Annotated in this window: 17 protein-coding genes and 2 pseudogenes; 3 read left to right on the forward strand and 16 right to left on the reverse strand. The window is 75.1% G+C overall.

Translation table 11 applies throughout. The features are described 5' to 3' along the window. Nucleotides 1-2: 2 nt before the first annotated feature. Nucleotides 3-725 carry an MBL fold metallo-hydrolase gene (locus tag GC089_RS09270; protein WP_155377453.1) on the reverse strand — a complete coding sequence of 241 codons (723 nt, stop codon included), beginning with the start codon at nt 723-725 and terminating at the stop codon, nt 3-5. A gap of 157 nt (nt 726-882) precedes the next feature. Between GC089_RS09270 and GC089_RS09275 the strand changes: the two genes are divergently transcribed. From GC089_RS09275 to GC089_RS09285, 3 genes are all read left to right on the forward strand, one after another. Next, nucleotides 883-1,659, forward strand: a complete 777-nt coding sequence (locus GC089_RS09275) for a peptidylprolyl isomerase (protein WP_155377454.1) — start codon at nt 883-885, stop codon at nt 1,657-1,659. Continuing rightward, nucleotides 1,656-3,569 (forward strand): DUF349 domain-containing protein, encoded by a 1,914-nt coding sequence (locus tag GC089_RS09280; protein ID WP_230684706.1) that lies wholly within the window; start codon nt 1,656-1,658, stop codon nt 3,567-3,569. The genes GC089_RS09275 and GC089_RS09280 overlap by 4 nt, the downstream gene beginning before the upstream one ends. A gap of 294 nt (nt 3,570-3,863) precedes the next feature. After that, entirely contained in the window at nt 3,864-4,379 is a 516-nt protein-coding gene (locus GC089_RS09285) for a hypothetical protein (RefSeq protein WP_155377455.1), read from the forward strand. Between the two features lie 93 nt (nt 4,380-4,472). Here the strand turns inward: GC089_RS09285 and GC089_RS09290 are convergent. The 15 genes and pseudogenes from GC089_RS09290 to GC089_RS09355 form a co-directional block, all read right to left on the reverse strand. After that, nucleotides 4,473-6,871: pseudogene (locus tag GC089_RS09290) on the reverse strand (bifunctional (p)ppGpp synthetase/guanosine-3',5'-bis(diphosphate) 3'-pyrophosphohydrolase). Between the two features lie 147 nt (nt 6,872-7,018). Continuing rightward, the gene (locus tag GC089_RS09295; RefSeq protein WP_370514108.1) at nt 7,019-7,558 is read right to left on the reverse strand and encodes an adenine phosphoribosyltransferase; all 540 of its coding nucleotides are present in this window, start codon (nt 7,556-7,558) and stop codon (nt 7,019-7,021) included. A gap of 5 nt (nt 7,559-7,563) precedes the next feature. Next, nucleotides 7,564-8,660 (reverse strand): annotated as a pseudogene (gene secF / locus GC089_RS09300) (protein translocase subunit SecF). Then, the gene (gene secD / locus GC089_RS09305) at nt 8,660-9,991 is read right to left on the reverse strand and encodes a protein translocase subunit SecD (protein ID WP_370513979.1); all 1,332 of its coding nucleotides are present in this window, start codon (nt 9,989-9,991) and stop codon (nt 8,660-8,662) included. The pseudogene secF and the gene secD overlap by 1 nt, the downstream one beginning before the upstream one ends. Continuing rightward, nucleotides 9,988-10,626 carry a hypothetical protein gene (locus GC089_RS20045; RefSeq protein ID WP_370513980.1) on the reverse strand — a complete coding sequence of 213 codons (639 nt, stop codon included), beginning with the start codon at nt 10,624-10,626 and terminating at the stop codon, nt 9,988-9,990. The genes secD and GC089_RS20045 overlap by 4 nt, the downstream gene beginning before the upstream one ends. An 80-nt stretch (nt 10,627-10,706) precedes the next feature. Continuing rightward, nucleotides 10,707-11,111 carry a preprotein translocase subunit YajC gene (gene yajC, locus GC089_RS09310; RefSeq protein ID WP_155377457.1) on the reverse strand — a complete coding sequence of 135 codons (405 nt, stop codon included), beginning with the start codon at nt 11,109-11,111 and terminating at the stop codon, nt 10,707-10,709. Between the two features lie 109 nt (nt 11,112-11,220). Continuing rightward, the gene (gene ruvB / locus GC089_RS09315) at nt 11,221-12,276 is read right to left on the reverse strand and encodes a Holliday junction branch migration DNA helicase RuvB (RefSeq protein ID WP_155377458.1); all 1,056 of its coding nucleotides are present in this window, start codon (nt 12,274-12,276) and stop codon (nt 11,221-11,223) included. After that, complete coding sequence (gene ruvA, locus GC089_RS09320) at nt 12,269-12,883, reverse strand: Holliday junction branch migration protein RuvA (RefSeq protein WP_155377459.1); 615 nt, start codon at nt 12,881-12,883, stop codon at nt 12,269-12,271. The genes ruvB and ruvA overlap by 8 nt, the downstream gene beginning before the upstream one ends. Before the next feature lie 93 nt (nt 12,884-12,976). Then, complete coding sequence (ruvC, locus tag GC089_RS09325) at nt 12,977-13,543, reverse strand: crossover junction endodeoxyribonuclease RuvC (protein ID WP_155377460.1); 567 nt, start codon at nt 13,541-13,543, stop codon at nt 12,977-12,979. Nucleotides 13,544-13,632: 89 nt separating this feature from the next. Next, nucleotides 13,633-14,388 (reverse strand): YebC/PmpR family DNA-binding transcriptional regulator, encoded by a 756-nt coding sequence (locus GC089_RS09330; protein ID WP_136520064.1) that lies wholly within the window; start codon nt 14,386-14,388, stop codon nt 13,633-13,635. Nucleotides 14,389-14,463: 75 nt separating this feature from the next. After that, entirely contained in the window at nt 14,464-15,075 is a 612-nt protein-coding gene (pdxT, locus tag GC089_RS09335) for a pyridoxal 5'-phosphate synthase glutaminase subunit PdxT (RefSeq protein WP_155377461.1), read from the reverse strand. 73 nt (nt 15,076-15,148) lie between these two features. Next, nucleotides 15,149-15,754, reverse strand: coding sequence for an NUDIX hydrolase (locus GC089_RS09340; protein WP_155377462.1), 606 nt, complete (start codon nt 15,752-15,754; stop codon nt 15,149-15,151). Continuing rightward, nucleotides 15,751-16,665: a pyridoxal 5'-phosphate synthase lyase subunit PdxS gene (pdxS, locus tag GC089_RS09345; RefSeq protein WP_155377463.1), complete on the reverse strand. Its 915-nt coding sequence runs from the start codon at nt 16,663-16,665 to the stop codon at nt 15,751-15,753. The genes GC089_RS09340 and pdxS overlap by 4 nt, the downstream gene beginning before the upstream one ends. An 87-nt stretch (nt 16,666-16,752) precedes the next feature. Further along, nucleotides 16,753-17,472 carry a hypothetical protein gene (locus GC089_RS09350; RefSeq protein WP_155377464.1) on the reverse strand — a complete coding sequence of 240 codons (720 nt, stop codon included), beginning with the start codon at nt 17,470-17,472 and terminating at the stop codon, nt 16,753-16,755. Further along, nucleotides 17,469-18,656: a glycosyltransferase family 4 protein gene (locus tag GC089_RS09355; protein WP_155379076.1), complete on the reverse strand. Its 1,188-nt coding sequence runs from the start codon at nt 18,654-18,656 to the stop codon at nt 17,469-17,471. The genes GC089_RS09350 and GC089_RS09355 overlap by 4 nt, the downstream gene beginning before the upstream one ends. Nucleotides 18,657-18,669 lie beyond the last annotated feature (13 nt).

An 18,669-nucleotide genomic window follows, 5' to 3' on the forward strand; every position in this document is an offset into this window, starting at 1 on the left:
CGTCAGCGCGGGCGCGGCAGGTAGGGGTTGGTCGCAAGCTCGGTCCGCACGTCGGTCGCGGGCCCGTGCCCGGGCAGGACGACGGCGTCCGGCGGGAGCGTCGCGACGACGTCGCGCAGCGTGGCGGCCATCACCGCGTCGTCCCCGCCGGGCAGGTCGGTGCGCCCGATGCTGCCGGCGAACAGCACGTCCCCGGACAGCACGGTCGGGGCGGGACGCCCCTCGTCGACGAGGTACAGGGTGGACCCCTCGGTGTGACCGGGCGCGTGCCGGGCGACCAGCCGCACGTCGTCCCAGACCAGCTCGACGTCGGCCGACCGGCCGTCCGCCGGCGACCCGAACGCCTCGACGCGTGCCGGCGGTCGCCACCCCGCGAGGTCGACGCCCGCGGCGACGAGCGCCTGTGCGAGCGGCCCCCGCGGGTCGTGCCGCGGGTCGAGGACCCCGAGCGTCCCGAACGGGTCCGCCAGGCGGTACGCGTCGGCCGCGTGCAGGACGAGGGGCACGTCGTACGCCGCTGCGAGGGCGGGCGCGTCCCACGTGTGGTCGGCGTGCCCGTGCGTGGCCAGGACGGCCCGGGGCCGCAGGCCCTCCCGCTCGACGAGCGTCCGCACCTGCTCCCCCGCCCCCGCGCCCGCGTCCACGACGACGCACGAGCCGCGCGTCCCGACGACCACCGAGCACCGCGCGCCGAACACGGGTGCGACCAGCGTGAGGATCTGCATGCCCGCACGCTAGACCTCGCGTCCCGCCGTTCGGGCGCCCCGTGCGGGGCACGGCGTGCGGGGTGGTCGCGGCGTGCCGCGCCCTGCCTAGACTGTGCCGGGTCCGGCGGGGGTCCGGGCGCGGCGCGGCGCATGGTCCGCGGGACGACGACGAGGGGTGGCGGTGAACTCCAAGCGCGAGTACGAGCGGCGGCGCTACGAGAAGTGGCAGGCCCGTCGGGCCGCCGCGCAGGCCCGCCACCGGCGTCAGCGCGTGATCGCCGGGGCGGTCGCCGGCGCACTGGTGCTCGGTACGGGCATCGTCGCCGCCGTCGCGCTGTCGCGGGACGAGGACGCTCCCCCGGCCGCCACCGCCACGCCCACCGCCGAGGCGACGCCCGCACCGACGTACCCCGCCCGTGAGGGCAACGGCGGCGTCGTGCCGGACCCCGCCGCGGCGGAGGGACGCACCTGGACCGGCACGATCACGACGTCGCAGGGGCCCGTCGAGGTGGAGCTCGACGGCGCCGTCGCGCCGCAGGCGGTCGCGAACTTCGTGACGCTCGCGCAGGAGGGCTACTTCGACGGCACCCTGTGCCACCGCCTCGTGACCACGGGCATCCACGTGCTGCAGTGCGGGGACCCGACGGCGACCGGCACGGGCGGCCCCGGCTACAGCTGGGGGCCCGTGGAGAACGCCCCGGCGGACGACGTCTACCCCGCCGGCACGATCGCGATGGCCCGCATCGGCAACGACGCCGAGTCGATGGGCAGCCAGTTCTTCCTCGTCTACGAGGACTCGACCATCCCGTCCGACACGGCGGGTGGCTACACCGTGTTCGGCCGCATCACGTCCGGGTTGGACGTCGTGCAGGCCATCGCTGACGCCGGGACGCAGCCGGGCTCCGAGCGGCCCGTCCAGGACGTCACCATCGAGGGAGTGGAGATCCAGTGACCGAGCACACCACGACGCCGTCCGCGGACGACGCCGACCAGGCTCCCGCCCTCACGCAGACGGCGTCCGCGGCCGACCCCGCGGACGTGGGCACCACGGCGCAGACCGACGAGGGCACCACGACCCCCGCCACCGAGGCCGTCCCCGCCGACGACGCCACGAGCACCGACGACGCTGCGCCGACCGCCGCCGAGGACGCCGGCTCACCGTCCGAGGCGGACGCCTCGGCGACGGACGCCGCTCCCGCGGAGCAGACCGGGACCGAGGCGGGCGCCGAGGCGACGACCGGGACCGGCACCGACGCGACGACCGAGGCCGACTCTGCCACCGACGTCCTCGAGGGCGGTACGGCCGCCACGGAGCCGACCCCCGCGCCGACGACGGACGACACCTCCGCGGCGCAGGGCGGTGACGCGCCCGACGTGAGCGCCACCCCGGGGACGGCGTCCGACACCGCAGCGTCCGACACCGCAGCGTCCGACACCGCAGCGTCCACCGAGGCGCCCGCGCCCGCCGCGACCCGCCGTCCCGGTCCCCGCCCGACCCCGGGGTCCGTCCGGCCCGGGCCGCGCCCGACGCCCCGCCCGTCCTCGCACGCTCCCGCCGCGCCCGCGCCGGCCGCGCCCGTCGCGCCGCCGGTCGACCCGGCCGAGGCCGCGCACGCGGCGCAGTTCGGGCGCGTCGACGAGGACGGAACCGTCCACGTCCGCGAGGCCGCGGGCGAGCGCGTCGTGGGGCAGTTCCCCGGGGCGACCGCCGAGGAGGCGCTCGGCCTGTACGTGCGCCGCTTCCTGGACCTGCAGGCCAAGGTCGCGCTGTTCGAGGCCCGGCTGTCCGCGACCGACCTGTCCGTCAAGGAGATCGACCAGACGCTCACGAAGCTCACGCAGGAGCTGGCCGAGCCCGCCGCGGTCGGCGACCTCGACGGCCTCCGCACCCGGCTCGACGGCCTGCGCGAACGCGCCGCCGAGCGCCGTGCCCAGGCGGACGCCGAGCGCCAGGCGGCCCGCGAGGCGGCGGTCGCGGCGCGCACGCGCATCGTCGAGCAGGCCGAGAAGATCGCGACGACGGACCCCGCGCGCCTGCAGTGGCGGCCCGCCGGCGAGCAGCTGCGCGCGCTCCTCGAGCAGTGGAAGGAGGCGCAGCGCCAGGGCCCGCGCATCGACCGCCCCACGGAGGAGTCCCTCTGGAAGCGGTTCAGCCACGCGCGGACCACGTTCGACCGCGAGCGTCGGCACTTCTTCGCCGAGCTCGAGTCGCGCAACGCGGAGGCGAAGGCCACGAAGGAGGCGCTCGTCGCGCAGGCGGAGTCCCTCGCCGGCAGCACCGACTGGGGCGCGACGTCGGCGGCGTTCCGCGACCTCATGGCGCAGTGGAAGGCCGCCGGTCGGGCCAACCGGCAGGTGGACGACGCGCTCTGGGCGCGGTTCCGCGCGGCGCAGGACGCGTTCTTCTCGGCGCGGGACGCGGCGAACCAGGCGGTCGACGCCGAGTTCCGCGCCAACCTCGAGGTCAAGGAGGCGCTGCTCGTCGAGGCGGAGGCCCTCCTGCCGGTGCGTGACATCGGCGCCGCGAAGTCGGCGCTGCGCTCGATCCAGGACCGCTGGGAGGCGGCGGGCAAGGTGCCGCGCGCCGACATCCAGCGCGTGGAGGGCCGTCTGCGCGCCGTGGAGCAGGCCGTGCGCGACGCGGAGAGCGCGCAGTGGCGTCGCACCAACCCCGAGACCCGCGCCCGTGCCGAGGGTGCCGCCGCCCAGCTGGAGCAGGCGATCGCGTCCCTCGAGGCGGACCTCGCTGCGGCGGAGGCTGCCGGCGACCAGCGCCGCGTCAAGGACGCCCGCGCCGCGCTCGACGCGCGCCGGGCCTGGCTCGAGCAGGTGCAGCGGGCCGCGCAGGACGCGCGCGGCTGATCCCGCCGCCCGGGGCGGGCGTCGTCCACAGGACGTCGCCCGCCCCGGACCGAGGGCCCTCGGGTCGTCATGCTGACGTCCATGACGTCGCCCACCCGGGACACCGGCACGGCCGGCCCCTGCTCGCCCGGTCCCTGCTCGCCCGGTCCTCGCCGCGCCCAGGACGGGACCGTTCCGCCGCCCGGTGGGGTCGGCACCGGCCCGGCCGCTGCTCCGGCCGTGTCGTCCCCGCCTCCCGCGACCCCTCGGGCGCTGCGCGACCTGCGCCCGGTTCCCGTGCAGGTGCCTCCGGTCGTGCACCGCTCCCAGGTCGGGCCGCTGGCATGGGCGGGGCTGCACGCGGACGGTGCGCTGGTTCCCCTGTGGGGCGACGTGGCGCGCACGGTCGGCACGCCGGACTCGCCCGCCGTCCGCGCAGCCGCCGTGGCCGCCCTCGTCCCGCCCCGCGCCGCCGTCGCGGGGCGCACCGCGGCCTGGCTGCACACCGGCGGCACCCCGCCCCGGCGTGTGGCCGTCCTCGTCGCGGCCGGTGCGCGGCGTCCCGACCCGCACCCGCAGCGGTGGGTGGGCGAGGCCGCGCTGGATGCCGACGACGTCGTGACGGTCGGTCCGGTCCGCGTCACGACGGCGCTGCGGACCGCGGTGGACGTCGCCCGCTGCGAGGAGCCGGGGCTCGCGCACGCGACGCTCGTGCGGCTCGCGCAGCTCGGCCTCGGGCTCGACGAGGCCGAGGCGGCGCTGGCGAGGTTCGAGGGCCGTCGCGGCGTGCGGCGGGCTCGTACCGTGCTCCGGGCCGCGCTGACGTCGTGACCGTGGCGGGAGGATGCGTTCCCCCGGACCGCGCCGGTGCCGCCACGGCGACGGCGCGCCGGCCCCTCGGCCCACGGGCGGGCCGGGTCCGCGTCAGGCTCGGATGACCGGCTCCTCGGCGGCGCGGGCGCCCGTGACGCGGTAGACGTCGAAGACGCCCTCGACCTTGCGCACCGCGGACAGCACCGAGGCGAGGTGGGACGGCTCGGCCATCTCGAAGACGAACCGCGACAGCGCCACCCGGTCCCGCGACGTCGAGACCGACGCGGACAGGATGTTGACGTGGTGGTCGGACAGCACCCGCGTCACGTCCGAGAGCAGGCGGCTGCGGTCGAGCGCCTCGACCTGGATCTGCACGAGGAACAGCTGCGAGCTGGTGTGCGTCCACGCGACGTCGACGAGGCGCTCCGGCTGGCGTCGCAGCGCCTCGACGTTGATGCAGTCGGTGCGGTGCACGGAGACGCCCTGCCCGCGCGTGACGAAGCCCAGGATGTCGTCACCGGGAACGGGGGTGCAGCACTTGGCGAGCTTCACCCAGACGTCGTCGACACCCTTGACGACCACACCGGGGTCGCCGGTACGGACCCGTCGGGTGGCCTGACCGGGGCGAGCGGTCTCGGCGAGGTCCTCCTCCGCCGCCGGCTCCCCGCCGAGGGAGTGCACGAGCTTCTGCACCACCGACGCCGCCGATGCCTGGCCCTCGCCGACCGCCGCGTAGAGCGCGGACACGTCCGCGAAGCGCATCTCGTGCGCCAGGGCGACGAGCGCCTCGTGGGACATCAGCCGCTGGATCGGCAGGTTCTGCTTGCGCATCGCCTTCGCGATGGCGTCCTTGCCGTGCTCGACGGCCTCCTCGCGGCGCTCCTTGGTGAACCACTGCCGGATCTTGTTGCGCGCCCGGGGGCTCTTGACGAAGCCGAGCCAGTCGCGGCTCGGGCCGGCCGTCTCGGAGCGGGACGTGAAGACCTCGACGACGTCGCCGTTCTCGAGGGTCGAGTCCAGGGGACGAGGCGCCCGTTGACGCGCGCGCCCATGGTGCGGTGCCCCACCTCGGTGTGCACGGCGTACGCGAAGTCGACGGGGGTCGACCCGGCCGGCAGCGCGATGACGTCGCCCTTCGGGGTGAACACGTAGACCTCGGCGCCGGCGATCTCGTCGCGCAGCAGGTCGAGGAACTCGGTGGGGTCCGCCGTCTCGCGCTGCCAGTCGACGAGCTGACGCAGCCACGTCATGTCGTTGCCGTCCTGGGCGCCGTTCTTGGCGTTCTCCTTGTACTTCCAGTGCGCCGCGACGCCGTACTCCGCGCGCCGGTGCATGTCGTGCGTGCGGATCTGGATCTCGACGGGCTTGCCGCCCGGGCCGATCACGGTGGTGTGCAGCGACTGGTACAGGTTGAACTTCGGCATCGCGATGTAGTCCTTGAACCGGCCGGGGACCGGGTTCCACCGCGCGTGCAGGGCGCCGAGGGCCGCGTAGCAGTCGCGCACCGTGTCGACGAGGACGCGGACGCCCACGAGGTCGTAGATGTCGGCGAAGTCGCGGCCCCGCACGATCATCTTCTGGTAGATCGAGTAGTAGTGCTTCGGCCGCCCCGTCACGGTCGCGCGGATCTTCGCGTTCCGCAGGTCGGTGCCCACCTGCTCGCGCACGGTCGCGAGGTACTCCTCGCGCGCCGGTGCACGCTCCGCGACCAGGTGCACGATCTCGTCGTACACCTTCGGGTAGAGCGTCGCGAACGAGAGGTCCTCGAGCTCCCACTTGATCGTGTTCATGCCGAGGCGGTGCGCGAGCGGGGCGTAGATCTCGAGCGTCTCGCGCGCCTTCTTCTCGGCCGAGGACGCGGCCACGAACTTCCAGGTGCGGGCGTTGTGCAGCCGGTCCGCGAGCTTGATGACGAGGACCCGGATGTCGCGCGACATCGCCACGACCATCTTGCGGACCGTCTCGGCCTGCGCGGCGTCGCCGTACGCCACCTTGTCGAGCTTCGTGACGCCGTCGACCAGCATCGCGACCTCGGGCCCGAACTCGCGCCGCAGCTGCTCGAGGGAGTAGTCGGTGTCCTCCACGGTGTCGTGCAGGAGCGCCGCGACCAGCGTCGACGGCGTCATGCCGAGCTCGGCGAGGATCGTCGCGACCGCCACCGGGTGGGTGATGTACGGGTCACCGCTCTTGCGGAGCTGACCGCGGTGCGCGCGCTCCGCCACGACGTACGCCTGCTCCACGGCGGACAGGTCCGCCTTGGGGTGGTTCTGCCGCACGGCCTGCAGGACCGGCTCGAGCGCCGGGTACGTGACGGTGGAGCGGCCCGACAGACGCGCCAGCCGGGCGCGGACACGGCTCGCGGACGAGCCCGCGCCGTCGCCGCCGTCACCGGCGACGGGTACACCCGTCCCGGGCGTGCCGGCGGGGGGCGTCGCGGCAGGGGACCCCGCGGGCGGGGTGGACGCCGCGGCGGGCGCGTCGGACGGCGCGGCCTTGACCTTCTCGTTCACGGCACCCCCTCCCCCGGGACCCGTCTTCCTGCGTCGCCGGCGCGACCGACGACGAGGACCTGGTCGCACGAGTCTACGTCGGCGCCGACGAGGAACCGCACGCGGCGGTCCGCACGGGTGATGCGGACCGCCGCGCGCCGTTCGTGCTCAGATCGCGAGCAGGGCGTCCACGCGCCGGCCGGGCAGGAGCGCGCGTCCGCCGAGCGCCTCGAGCTCGACGAGGAAGCTGAGGCCCGCCACCTGCGCACCGCACCGCTCGAGGAGGTCGACCGTCGCGGCGGCCGTGCCGCCCGTCGCCAGCACGTCGTCGACGACCAGGACGCGGGCGCCGGAGGGGATCGTGAAGGGCTGGACCTCCACGGTCGCCGAGCCGTACTCCAGGTCGTACGTCGCGGACGCGACCGGCCCGGGCAGCTTGCCCGCCTTGCGCACCGGCACCACGCCGGCCCCGAGGGCCGTCGCGACCGGTGCCGCGAGCAGGAACCCGCGGGCCTCCATGCCGGCGACCAGGTCGATCGGCCCCGGGGCGTCGGCCACGAGCGCCCCCACCACGTCCGCGAACGCCCCGGCGTCGGCGAGCAGCGGCATGATGTCGCGGAACTGCACGCCGGGCTCCGGGAAGTCGGGCACCGTGCGCAGCAGCGCGTCGACCCGCCGGACGAGGGCCGCCCGGGCGTCGTCGGTCAGCGCGCTCACCGGTTCTTGCGCCGCGGCTGCGCCGCCTGGCCCTGGTGGGCGCCGGGCCGCAGGGCCGCCGTGGCGCGCGGGACACCGGCAGCGACCGGCTCCCCCTCGCCCCCCGCGTCCACGGTGGCACCGGAGCGCCGGGCGAGGACCTTCGCCGTGTGCTCCCGGATCGCCGGCTCCCGCTCGCGCAGGGACACCTCGAACGGCGTGGCGATGAAGATCGAGGAGAACGTGCCGACGACCATGCCCACGAAGAGCGCGAGCGCGATGTCGCGCAGCGTGCCCGCGCCGAGGATGAACGCGCCGACGACCAGGATCGACGTGACGGGCAGGAGCGCCACGACCGACGTGTTGATCGAGCGCACGAGCGTCTGGTTGACGGCGAGGTTCGCCTTCTCCGCGTAGGTGAACCGCGTCTGCTCCAGCGTGTCCGCGGTGTTCTCGCGCACCTTGTCGAAGACCACGACCGTGTCGTAGAGCGAGTACCCGAGGATCGTCAGGAAGCCGATCACCGTCGCCGGCGTGACCTCCCAGCCGACGCCGGAGTAGAGCCCCACGGTGATGACGAGGTCGTGCGCCAGCGCCACGAGCGCCGCCACGGCCATGCGCCAGTTGCGGAAGTAGAGCGTCATGACGGCCGCGACGAACACGAGGAAGAACGCGAGGCCGGTGAGGGCCTTCTGCGAGACGTCACGGCCCCACTGCGGGCCGATGTAGGAGCTGGTGACCTGCTCCTCGGGGACGTCGAAGGCGGCGGCGAGCGCCCGCGACACCTCCTGCACCTGCTCCTGGTCGAGCTGGGCGGTCTGGATCCGCAGCGACGAGCCGCCGACCGTCGTCACGCGGGGGTCTCCTCGGGCGACACCTCCTGCACGGTGCGGGTTGCGAGGTCCTGGTCGACCTCCGCCACGTCGGAGACCCGGAACTCCGAGCCGCCGCGGAACTCGATGCCCGGGTTCAGGCCGGGCGTGACGAGCAGCACGACGGACAGGAGCAGCAGCACGGCGGACACGGCGTACCAGCGCCGCCGCTTGCCGACGATGTCGTACGAACGACGACCCGTGTAGAGGTCGTTGCCCCACTGGGCGAATCCGGCGGCCATCAGCGGTCGCTCCCCTCGGGACGCCCGCTGCCGGGCGCGTCGGTGCCGGCCGCGGAGGCGTCGTCGGCGTCGGTCGTGGTCTCCTGCTGCGCCGCCGCGGCACGGGCCGCGGCCCGCCGCTCGGCGATGGTCTGCTGGCCCGCGCCCACGGCGACGGCCTGCCTGCTCGGAGCGGGCGCGGCCGAGGACGTCCCGCTCGTGACGGGCTCGGCCCCTCCGGCCTCGCGGTCCGCGGTGACGACGCGACCGCGGCCGACGTAGCGGGGCCTGCCGGGCTCCACCCCGAGCCGCCGGGGGTCGAGCCCCGACCACGGGTGCCCGTGCGAGAAGAAGCGCGTGCGCGAGAGCAGCACCATCACCGGGTGCGTGAAGCACACGACGACCAGCAGGTCGATGACCGTCGTCAGTCCCAGCGTGAACGCGAACCCGCGCACGCCACCGACCGCGGCGAAGTAGAGCACGATCGCCGCGAGGAGGTTCACCGCGTCGGACGCGAGGATCGTGCGCCGGGCGCGACGCCAGCCGGTCTCGACGGCCGCAGCCAGAGAGCGGCCGTCGCGCAGCTCGTCGCGGATGCGCTCGAAGTACACGATGAACGAGTCGGCCGTGATGCCGATCGCGACGATGAGGCCCGCGACGCCCGGCAGCGAGAGGCGGTAGCCCTGCCACCACGACAGCAGCGTGATCACGCCGTAGGTCAGGACCGCGGCGATGACCAGCGAGGCCACCGTCACCAGACCCAGGGCCCGGTACTGGATCAGCGAGTACACGACGACCAGGACGAGACCGAGCAGCCCCGCGAGCAGACCACGCTGCAGCTGCTCGGAGCCGAGGGTCGCCGAGATCTGCTCCTCGCTCTGCACCGTGAAGCTGATGGGCAGGGAGCCGAAGCTCAGCTGATTGGCGAGCGCGGCGGCGGAGTCCCGCGTGAAGGTGCCGGAGATCTCGGCCTGGCCGTTGGGGATGACCTCGTTGACCGACGGCGCGGAGATCACGAGCGCGTCGAGCACGACCGCGAACTGGTTGAGCGGCTGCTGCTGCGTGGCCAGGCGCGTCGTCGTCTCCGTGAACTTCGGCGTGCCGGAGGACGTGAACTCCAGGTTGACGACCCACTCGTTCGTGGTCGCGCCGCTGGGCAGCGTGCGCAGGCCCGACGTCGCGGTGTCGATGTCCGAGCCCTCGATCTCGACCGGGCCGAGGATGAACTTCGCCGTCCCCTCCTGGTCGCAGGTGACGAACGCCTTGTCCGCGGCGCCGGGGACGCCGCCCGTGCGGTTCTCCGGGAGGGTGCAGTCGAGCTCGTCGAACTGCGCCTGGACCGCGGGCGTCACGTAGTACGCGAGGTCGCTCGGGCTCGTCGGCTCGGCCGTGGCCGGCTCGTCGGACGGCTCCTCGGCGGCGGCCGTCTCCGCGGGGCCGGGGTGGCCGCGGCCTCACCCTGGGCGCCCTCGGCGGAGTCCGCGCCCTCGACCGCGTCGCCGCCCTCCGCTGCGGGGTCGGCCGCGGCCGCGGACTCCTCCGGTGTCGGCGTCGCGGACGCGGCCGGGTCCTCCTGCGTCGTCGGCGTCGGCGCGCCGACGACGAGGACGGGGCGGAACTCCATCTGCGCCGGCGTGCGGACGAGGTCGAGCGTCTCCTCGCTCGGCCGGCCGGGCAGGGCCACCACGATGTTCGTGTTGCCCTGGCTCGTGATCTCGGCCTCGGCCACGCCGGACGCGTCGACCCGCTGCCGGATCACGCCGATCGCCTGCGCGATCGTCTCCGGCGTGACGTCCCCCTCCGCCTCGGCGACGGGCTCGAGGATGATCTGCGTGCCGCCCTCGAGGTCCAGCGCCAGGCTCGGGGTCAGGTCGGCGTCTCCCCAGCGGTTCCCGGCGAGGATCGTCGCGAAGATCGCGCCGATCAGGACCCCGAGGGTGACGAGTGTGCGGATCGGCCGTTCACGGCGGCGAGGAGGAGGGGCCAACGGAGTTCTTCTCTCGTGCGCGCACCGGACGCGGGCGGCCGGTGGGATCGAGGCCCGGGCGTCGTCGCCCGGGCCGGCGGTCACTTCCTGTCGGTGTCGTCGTCGTCGCGCCGCGGGTTCTCCGGCGGCAGCGACGACAGGTCGTCCGGCACCTCGATGACGTCGTCGCCGCGGCGGTCCGCAGCGGTCACGTCGTCCTCGACGACGACCTCCTCGGCGTCCTCGACGACCGGCGGGTCGACCTTGCGGGCGATCGCGGCCTTGAGCCAGCGGGTCTGCGAGCCCGGCGTGGACTCCAGCGTCACCACGTCGCCGTCGACGGCCGTGACGGTGCCGAAGAGGCCCGAGCCGGTCATGACCTCGTCGCCCACCTGGAGGGTGTTGCGCAGGTCCATCATCTCGCGCTGCTGCTTGCGGGTGCGGCTCGACATGAACCACAGCGCCGCGAAGGCGACGAGCAGGATGACGAGGAACGAGTAGTCCATGAGGTCGGGAATCTCCGCATCGGTGTCGACGTCCGCCGCAGTCTAGGCGCCGCGGCCGGAGCCTCCAACGTCCGTCCGCGCCGGGGGGTTCCCGGCGTGGTGGCCCTGCTCAGCCGAACAGGGTGTCGGCGGGTGCCGGCCGGTCCAGCCCGAGGTGGTCCCACGCGGCCGGCAGCGCGACGCGGCCGCGCGGCGTGCGGCCGACCAGGCCCTCCCGCACGAGGAACGGCTCCGCGACGGTCTCCACCGTCTCCGGCTCCTCCCCCACGGCCACCGCGAGCGTGGTGAGCCCGACGGGTCCGCCGCCGAAGCGCAGGCACAGCGCCTCGAGCACCGACCGGTCGAGTCGGTCCAGGCCCCGCGCGTCGACCTCGTAGACCTCCAGGGCGGCCCGCGCCGCAGCGAGCGTCAGCCGCCCGTCGCCGCGGACCTCGGCCCAGTCGCGCACCCGCCGCAGCAGACGGTTCGCGATGCGCGGGGTGCCGCGGGACCGGCTCGCGATCTCGGCGGCCGCGTCACCGTCGAGGGGGACGCCGAGGAGCCCGGCCGAGCGCAGCAGGACGCGCTCCAACTCGTCGTCGGCGTAGAAGTCGAGGTGCCCGGTGAACCCGAACCGGTCGCGCAGCGGCGCCGGCAGCAGACCGGCCCGCGTGGTGGCCCCCACGACGGTGAACGGCGGCAGCGACAGCGGGATGGCGCTGGCACCCGCGCCCTTGCCGACGACGACGTCGACCCGGAAGTCCTCCATCGCGACGTAGAGCAGCTCCTCCGCCGGCCGCGCGAGGCGGTGGATCTCGTCGAGGAAGAGCACCTCGCCCTCCTCGAGCGAGGACAGCACCGCAGCGAGGTCGCCGGCGTGCTGGATCGCCGGGCCGCTGGTGACGCGCAGGGACGTGCCGAGCTCGGCGGCGATGATCATCGCGAGCGTCGTCTTGCCCAGACCCGGCGGCCCGGACAGCAGGACGTGGTCGGGCGCGCGGCCGCGGTTCATCGCCGCGTGCAGCACGAGCGACAGCTGGTCGCGCACCACCCGCTGGCCGACGAACTCGTCCAGGCGCCGCGGCCGCAGCGCGGCCTCGGCGGCCCGCTCGAGGTCGTCCGCCCCCGGGCGCACGAGCGACTCCGCCGCCGTGCCGGCGACCTCCCGGGCGTCGTCGTCACGCACGCGAGCCGCCCAGCACCCGCAGCGCCGCGCGCAGCACGCCCGGCACCTCGTCCGCCCCGACGGGCTCGGCCCCGCCGTCCAGGACGCCGGTCACCGCGTCCTGCGCCGCACGCAGGGGCCAGCCGAGGCCGACGAGCGCGTCGACCACCTGGTCGCGGTGGTCCGCGGAGCCCGCCGCGGGCGCCGGGGCGCCTGCCGCCGGCGTCGGCGCACCGAGCCGGTCCCCGAGCTCGAGGACGATGCGCTGCGCGCCCTTGCGGCCGATCCCCGGCACGCGCACGAGCGCCGCGAGGTCCTCGTCGGCGACCGCCCGGCGCAGCCCGTCCGGCGTGTGCACCGCGAGCATCGCGAGCGCGAGGCGCGGACCCACGCCGGTGACGGTCTGCAGCACCTCGAACACGTCCCGCTCGTCCGCGTCGGCGAACCCGAACAGCGTCAGCGAGTCCTCGCGGACGACGAGGGACGTGAACAGGCGTGCCGGCTGCCCGACCCGCAGGCCCGCGAGCGTCGTCGGCGTCGCCTGCACGAGCATCCCGACGCCGCCGACCTCGACGACGGCGGAGTCGAGCCGCACCGTCAGCACCGTCCCGTGCACCGACGCGATCACCGCACGCACCTCCCGATCCCGCACCCCGCCGCGGCGGCGGGCGCACGGCTGCTCACTGTGCCACAGGGGCGAACACGTGTACGAACGACACGCTCACGCGCGGCGTCGCGCGGCCTGCTCCGCCGCCGCCCAGGCGCGCTGCGCCGCCGTGAGCGACCCCGGCGCGCGCTGCGGCGCACCGAGGGCGCCGGCCGGGCGCCACAGGTGGCAGATCGCCAGCGCGAGGGCGTCCGCGGCGTCGGCCGGGCGCGGTGCGGTCTCCAGGTCCAGGAGCCGGCGGACCATCGACTGGACCTGCGCCTTGTCCGCCCGGCCGCTGCCCGTCACCGCCGCCTTGACCTCGCTCGGCGTGTGCATCGCGACGGGGATGCGGCGGCGCGCGGCGGCGACCAGGGCCAGCCCGGCGACCTGCGCGGTGCCCATCACGGTGCTCACGTTGTGCTGCGCGAACACCCGCTCGACCGCGACGGTGTCCGGCGCGTGCTCCTCGAGGTACTCCTCGATCCGGCGCTCGATGCGCAGCAGCCGCTGGTCCACGTCGAGACCCGCGTCGGACGTCGCGACGTCGACGGCGACCATGCGCAGGCGCCGCCCGGGCAGGCCGTCCACGACCCCCAGGCCGCAGCGGGTGAGACCGGGGTCGACTCCGAGGACGCGCACGCGCCCATCGTCTCAGCCCGTGCCGCGCGGACCGTGCAGGCACGACAGCGCGCCGGGACCCGGCGGGGTCCCGGCGCGCCGTCGGTGCCTCACTCGTCGTCGAGCTGCGCCATGACCTCGTCGGGGGCGTCGAAGTTCGCGTACACGTTCTGGACGTCGTCGGAGTCCTCGAGAGCGTCGATCAGCTTGAGGATCTTGCGCGCACCGTCCACGTCGACCTCGATCTGCGTCGAGGGCCAGAACACGACGTCCGCGGAGTCGTACTCGATGCCGGCCTCCTGCAGGGCCGTGCGGACGGGCACGAGGTCGGTCGCCTCGGACAGCACCTCGAACTGCTCGCCGAGGTCGGTGACCTCCTCGCCGCCGGCCTCGAGCACCGCCTCCATCACCGCGTCCTCGTCGGTGCCCTCCTTCGGCACGATGACGACGCCCTTGCGGCTGAAGATGTACGACACCGACCCCGGGTCGGCCATCTGGCCGCCGTTGCGCGTGAACGCCACGCGCACGTCGGAGGCCGCGCGGTTGCGGTTGTCGGTGAGGCACTCGACCAGGACGGCGATGCCCCCGGGGCCGTAGCCCTCGTACATGATCGTCTGGTAGTCGGCGCCGCCCGCCTCGGCACCCGAACCGCGCTTGACCGCGCGGTCGATGTTGTCGTTCGGCACCGACGACTTCTTCGCCTTCTGGATGGCGTCGAAGAGCGTGGGGTTGCCGGCGGGGTCACCGCCGCCCGTGCGGGCCGCGACCTCGATGTTCTTGATGAGCTTCGCGAAGAGCTTGCCGCGCTTCGCGTCGATCACGGCCTTCTTGTGCTTGGTGGTGGCCCACTTGGAGTGACCCGACATGCCTCGTCTACCCTCCGTCTCCGCTGGTCCGGTGGCGCGCTGCCCCGCACGTCGACGGTGCCGGGCGCCGCGAGCTCACCGGCTCTCGCGGACGATCTGCACGAACAGGCGGTGCACCCGCGTGTCCCCGGTCACCTCCGGGTGGAACGAGGTGACGAGCACAGGGCCCTGGCGCACCGCGACGATCCTACCGGCGGCCGGACCCTCCTCGACGCGGCCGACCACCGTCGCGGCCGGCCCGACCTCCTCGACCCACGGCGCCCGGATGAACACGGCGTGCACGGGCTCCTCCGCCGAGCCCTCGACGCCCTCGATCGCCAGGTCGGTCTCGAACGAGTCGACCTGCCGGCCGAACGCGTTGCGCCGCACCGTGATGTCGACGCCGCCGAGCGTGCGCTGCCCCTCGATGCCGCCGAGGATGCGGTCGGCGAGCAGGATCATCCCCGCGCACGAGCCGTAGGCCGGCATGCCGTCGCGCAGCCGCTGCTGCACGGGCTGGAACAGGTCGAACGCACGCAGCAGCTTGTCGATCGTGGTGGACTCCCCGCCGGGGACGACGAGCGCGTCGACCGCGTCGAGCTCGCTCCTGCGCCGGACGCCGACCGCGCGGGCACCCTCGTGCTCGAGGGCGGCGACGTGCTCGCGCACGTCGCCCTGCAGGGCCAGGACACCGATCGTGGGACTCACGGACGACGATCCTAGGTCGCGCGCGGCCCCGCCCCGGCCGCCGCCGGCGCACCCGCGCGGTGCAGGCGTGGCCTCACTCCCGGGCGAGCCCGAGGTGCCGCACCTGCCCGTCCCACACGAGCACGGACCGCACGAGCTCCGCCAGACCGGCCGGGAAGACCTCGATGTCGACGGCGGCCAGCGCGTCGAGGTCCCACCAGCGCAGCTCGTCGATGACGTCGAGCTCCACGTCGGTCCATCCCGCGCGCGACAGCGCACCCACGTCGGTCGAGCGCACGCGCGCGAGGAAGATGTCCTCGTCCTGGCGGCAGTGCCGTGCGAAGAAGTCGAAGATCGCCGAGCGCGTGAACACCGGACCGACGAGGTCCTCGGCGTGCAGCGCGATGCCGGTCTCCTCGCGCACCTCGCGCACGGCGGCCGACCGCGGGTCCTCGCCGTCGTCCAGCCCGCCGCCCACGGTGAACCACCAGGAGCGGTCCGGCTGGTCGGCGTCGTGCCCGCGCACCAGCAGGACGCGGTCGTGCTCGTCGAGCAGGATGACGCGCGCGGCCCGCCGGAACAGCAGACCGTCCGGCCCGAGCCGCCACTCCGGCCCGAAGCCGCGGACGGCACCGCCCCCGTCCTCGCCGGCGGGCGGGGCGGGGGCGGTGCCGGGGTCCTGCGGGAGCGGCGACGTCACCAGCCGCGCTCGGCCAGACGGTGCGGGACGGGGACGTCGTCGACGTTGATGCCGACCATGGCCTCGCCGAGACCGCGCGAGACCTTCGCGATGACGTCGGGGTCGTCGTAGAACGTCGTCGCCTTGACGATCGCCGCGGCGCGCTCCGCCGGGTTGCCGGACTTGAAGATGCCGGAGCCGACGAACACGCCCTCGGCGCCGAGCTGCATCATCATCGCCGCGTCCGCGGGGGTCGCGATGCCGCCGGCGGTGAAGAGCACGACGGGGAGCTTGCCCGTGGTCGCGACCTCCTTGACCAGCTCGTACGGCGCCTGCAGCTCCTTCGCCGCGAGGTACAGCTCGTCCTCGGGCAGGGACGTCAGGCGGCGGATCTCGTCGCGCAGCGTGCGCATGTGCGTCGTCGCGTTGGAGACGTCGCCCGTGCCGGCCTCGCCCTTGGAGCGGATCATGGCCGCGCCCTCGGTGATGCGCCGCAGCGCCTCACCGAGGTTCGTCGCACCGCAGACGAAGGGCACCGTGAACGCCCACTTGTCGATGTGGTGCGCGTAGTCGGCCGGCGTGAGCACCTCGGACTCGTCGACGTAGTCGACCCCGAGGCTCTGCAGCACCTGCGCCTCGACGAAGTGGCCGATGCGGGCCTTGGCCATCACGGGGATCGAGACGGCCGAGATGATGCCGTCGATCAGGTCCGGGTCGCTCATGCGCGCGACGCCGCCCTGCGCGCGGATGTCGGCGGGGACGCGCTCGAGCGCCATGACGGCGACGGCGCCGGCGTCCTCCGCGATCTTGGCCTGCTCGGCGGTGACGACGTCCATGATGACGCCGCCCTTGAGCATCTCCGCCATGCCGCGCTTGACGCGCGCGGTGCCCACCTCGCCGGCGGCGGTGCTGTGCTGCGTGTTCTCGGTCACTGCAGACCTCTTCGATCCAGGGTTCGGGACGAGCGACGCTCCGGGGCGCGCCCTCGAGCGCCGGCCGCCGCGGTCGGACGCCACATCCTAGTTCGTCGCGCTCCCCGCGGGTCCGCGCGTCCCACCGGCGCGCGGGGCGCTGCCCTCCCCCGGACGGGCCAGCCCCGCCGGCCACGCGTCGTCCAGCTCCACCGTGCGCGGCTCGGGCGCGTGCCCCGCCAGGCGCAGCGCCCGGACGACCAGCCCGCGGCGCACGCGCTGCGTCTGGGCGACCGCCTCGTTGTGGAAGCGCCGGGCCAGCTGCACCCGGTACCACGCGGCCGCGAGGGCGTCGAGGAGCTCCTGCCCGCCGGGGTCCGCGGCGAGGCCTGCGACCTCGTCGACGTCGTCCAGCACCTCGTGCAGGGCGGCGGTCAGCTCGCTCTCCACGAGACCGCGGTCCGCGCCCGGCGTGGGTCCCGGCGGCGTGGCACCCCCGCGCCCGCCGGCGTCCGCGCGCAGCAGGACCCGCAGGTCCGCCGGCAGCAGGCCCGAGGGCACGTCCCCGTCCGCGCCGCTGGCGCTGAGGGCGGCCCACGCGGCCTCGCCGACGACGACCGAGCTGGCCGGGTCGAGCAGACCGCTGGTCGCGAGCTCCGCGGCGACCGTCGCCCGCCGCACGAGCTGCGCCTCGACCACCGCCCGCGACGCCCCGACCTTGCGGTGCAGCCGGTCGAGGCGGCTCGCACGCACCCAGACCAGCCAGAGCAGCAGCGCCAGGACCGCCACGACGAGCAGCACCGCGTCGGTCCAGGCCGTGCCGTTCACGCCCGGCTCCGGCGCAGCTCGAGCAGGCGCGCCCCGCGCAGCGACGACGGGTCCTCGCCCACCGGCGCATCGCGCCCGGCGACCGCCATCTCGTACACCGCGAGCACCTGGTCCGTCACCGCCGACCAGTCGTACCGGCCGACCACGCGCGCCGCGTGCGCGGTCACCGCGGCCCGCCGCGCGGGGTCGCCGAGCACGGCGAGCAGGGTCCGCGCGAGGTCGTCGTGGTCGCCGGTGCGGAACAGCACGCCCGCCTCCCCGTCGTCGAGCACGCGCGCGAACGCGCCGAGGTCGCTCGCGACGACCGTCGCGCCGGCCGCCATGGCCTCGACGAGCACGATGCCGAAGCTCTCCCCGCCCGTCTGCGGCGCCACGTACACGTCGGCGGACGCGAGCAGCCTCCCCTTGTCCTGCTCGCTGACGCCGCCGAGCAGCTCGACCGCGCCCGCACGCGCACCGAGCGCCTCCCGCGCCTGCTCCTGCCCGGTCTCACCCGTGCCCGCGACGAGGACGCGCGCGCCCGGGTACCGGTCCAGCACCGCGGGCAGCGCGCGCAGCAGCACGGACAGCCCCTTGCGCGGCTCGTCGAGCCGGCCGAGGAACGCGATGGTGGGCGCCTCGGGCGTCCCCGTCCAGCGCTCGTCCCGGCCGGCGGACGCGAACGTGTCGACCCAGACGCCGTTCGGGATGACGACGGCGTCGCCGCCGAGGTGCTCGACGAGCGTGCGCCGGGCGTCCTCGGAGACGGCCACGCGCAGCGAGATCTTCTCGAGGGACTGGCGCACGAGCGGGTACGCCACCTGCAGCGAGCGCGAGCGGACCAACGACGTGTGGAAGGTCGCGACGACCGGGCCGTCCGCGATCCACAGCGCGAGCATGCCCAGGCTCGGCGTCACGGGCTCGTGCAGGTGCAGCACGTCGAACCGTCCGGCCGCGAGCCAGCGCCGCACACGGTTGGCGGTGACGGGGCCGAACGTCAGGCGCGCGACGGAGCCGTTGTAGTGCACGGGCACCGCGCGCCCCGCCGGGACGAGGTACGGCGGCACGGGCGTGTCGTCCGCGGCGGGCGCGAGCACCGACACCTCGTGCCCGCGGGCGAGCAGCGCCTCGGCGAGGTCGCGGACGTGGAACTGCACGCCGCCCGGGACGTCGAACGAGTACGGGCAGACGAGGCCGACGCGCAGCGGGCGCGTGGCC

Origin of the sequence: Cellulomonas sp. JZ18, assembly GCF_009720485.1 — a bacterium.
Taxonomy (GTDB): domain Bacteria; phylum Actinomycetota; class Actinomycetes; order Actinomycetales; family Cellulomonadaceae; genus Cellulomonas.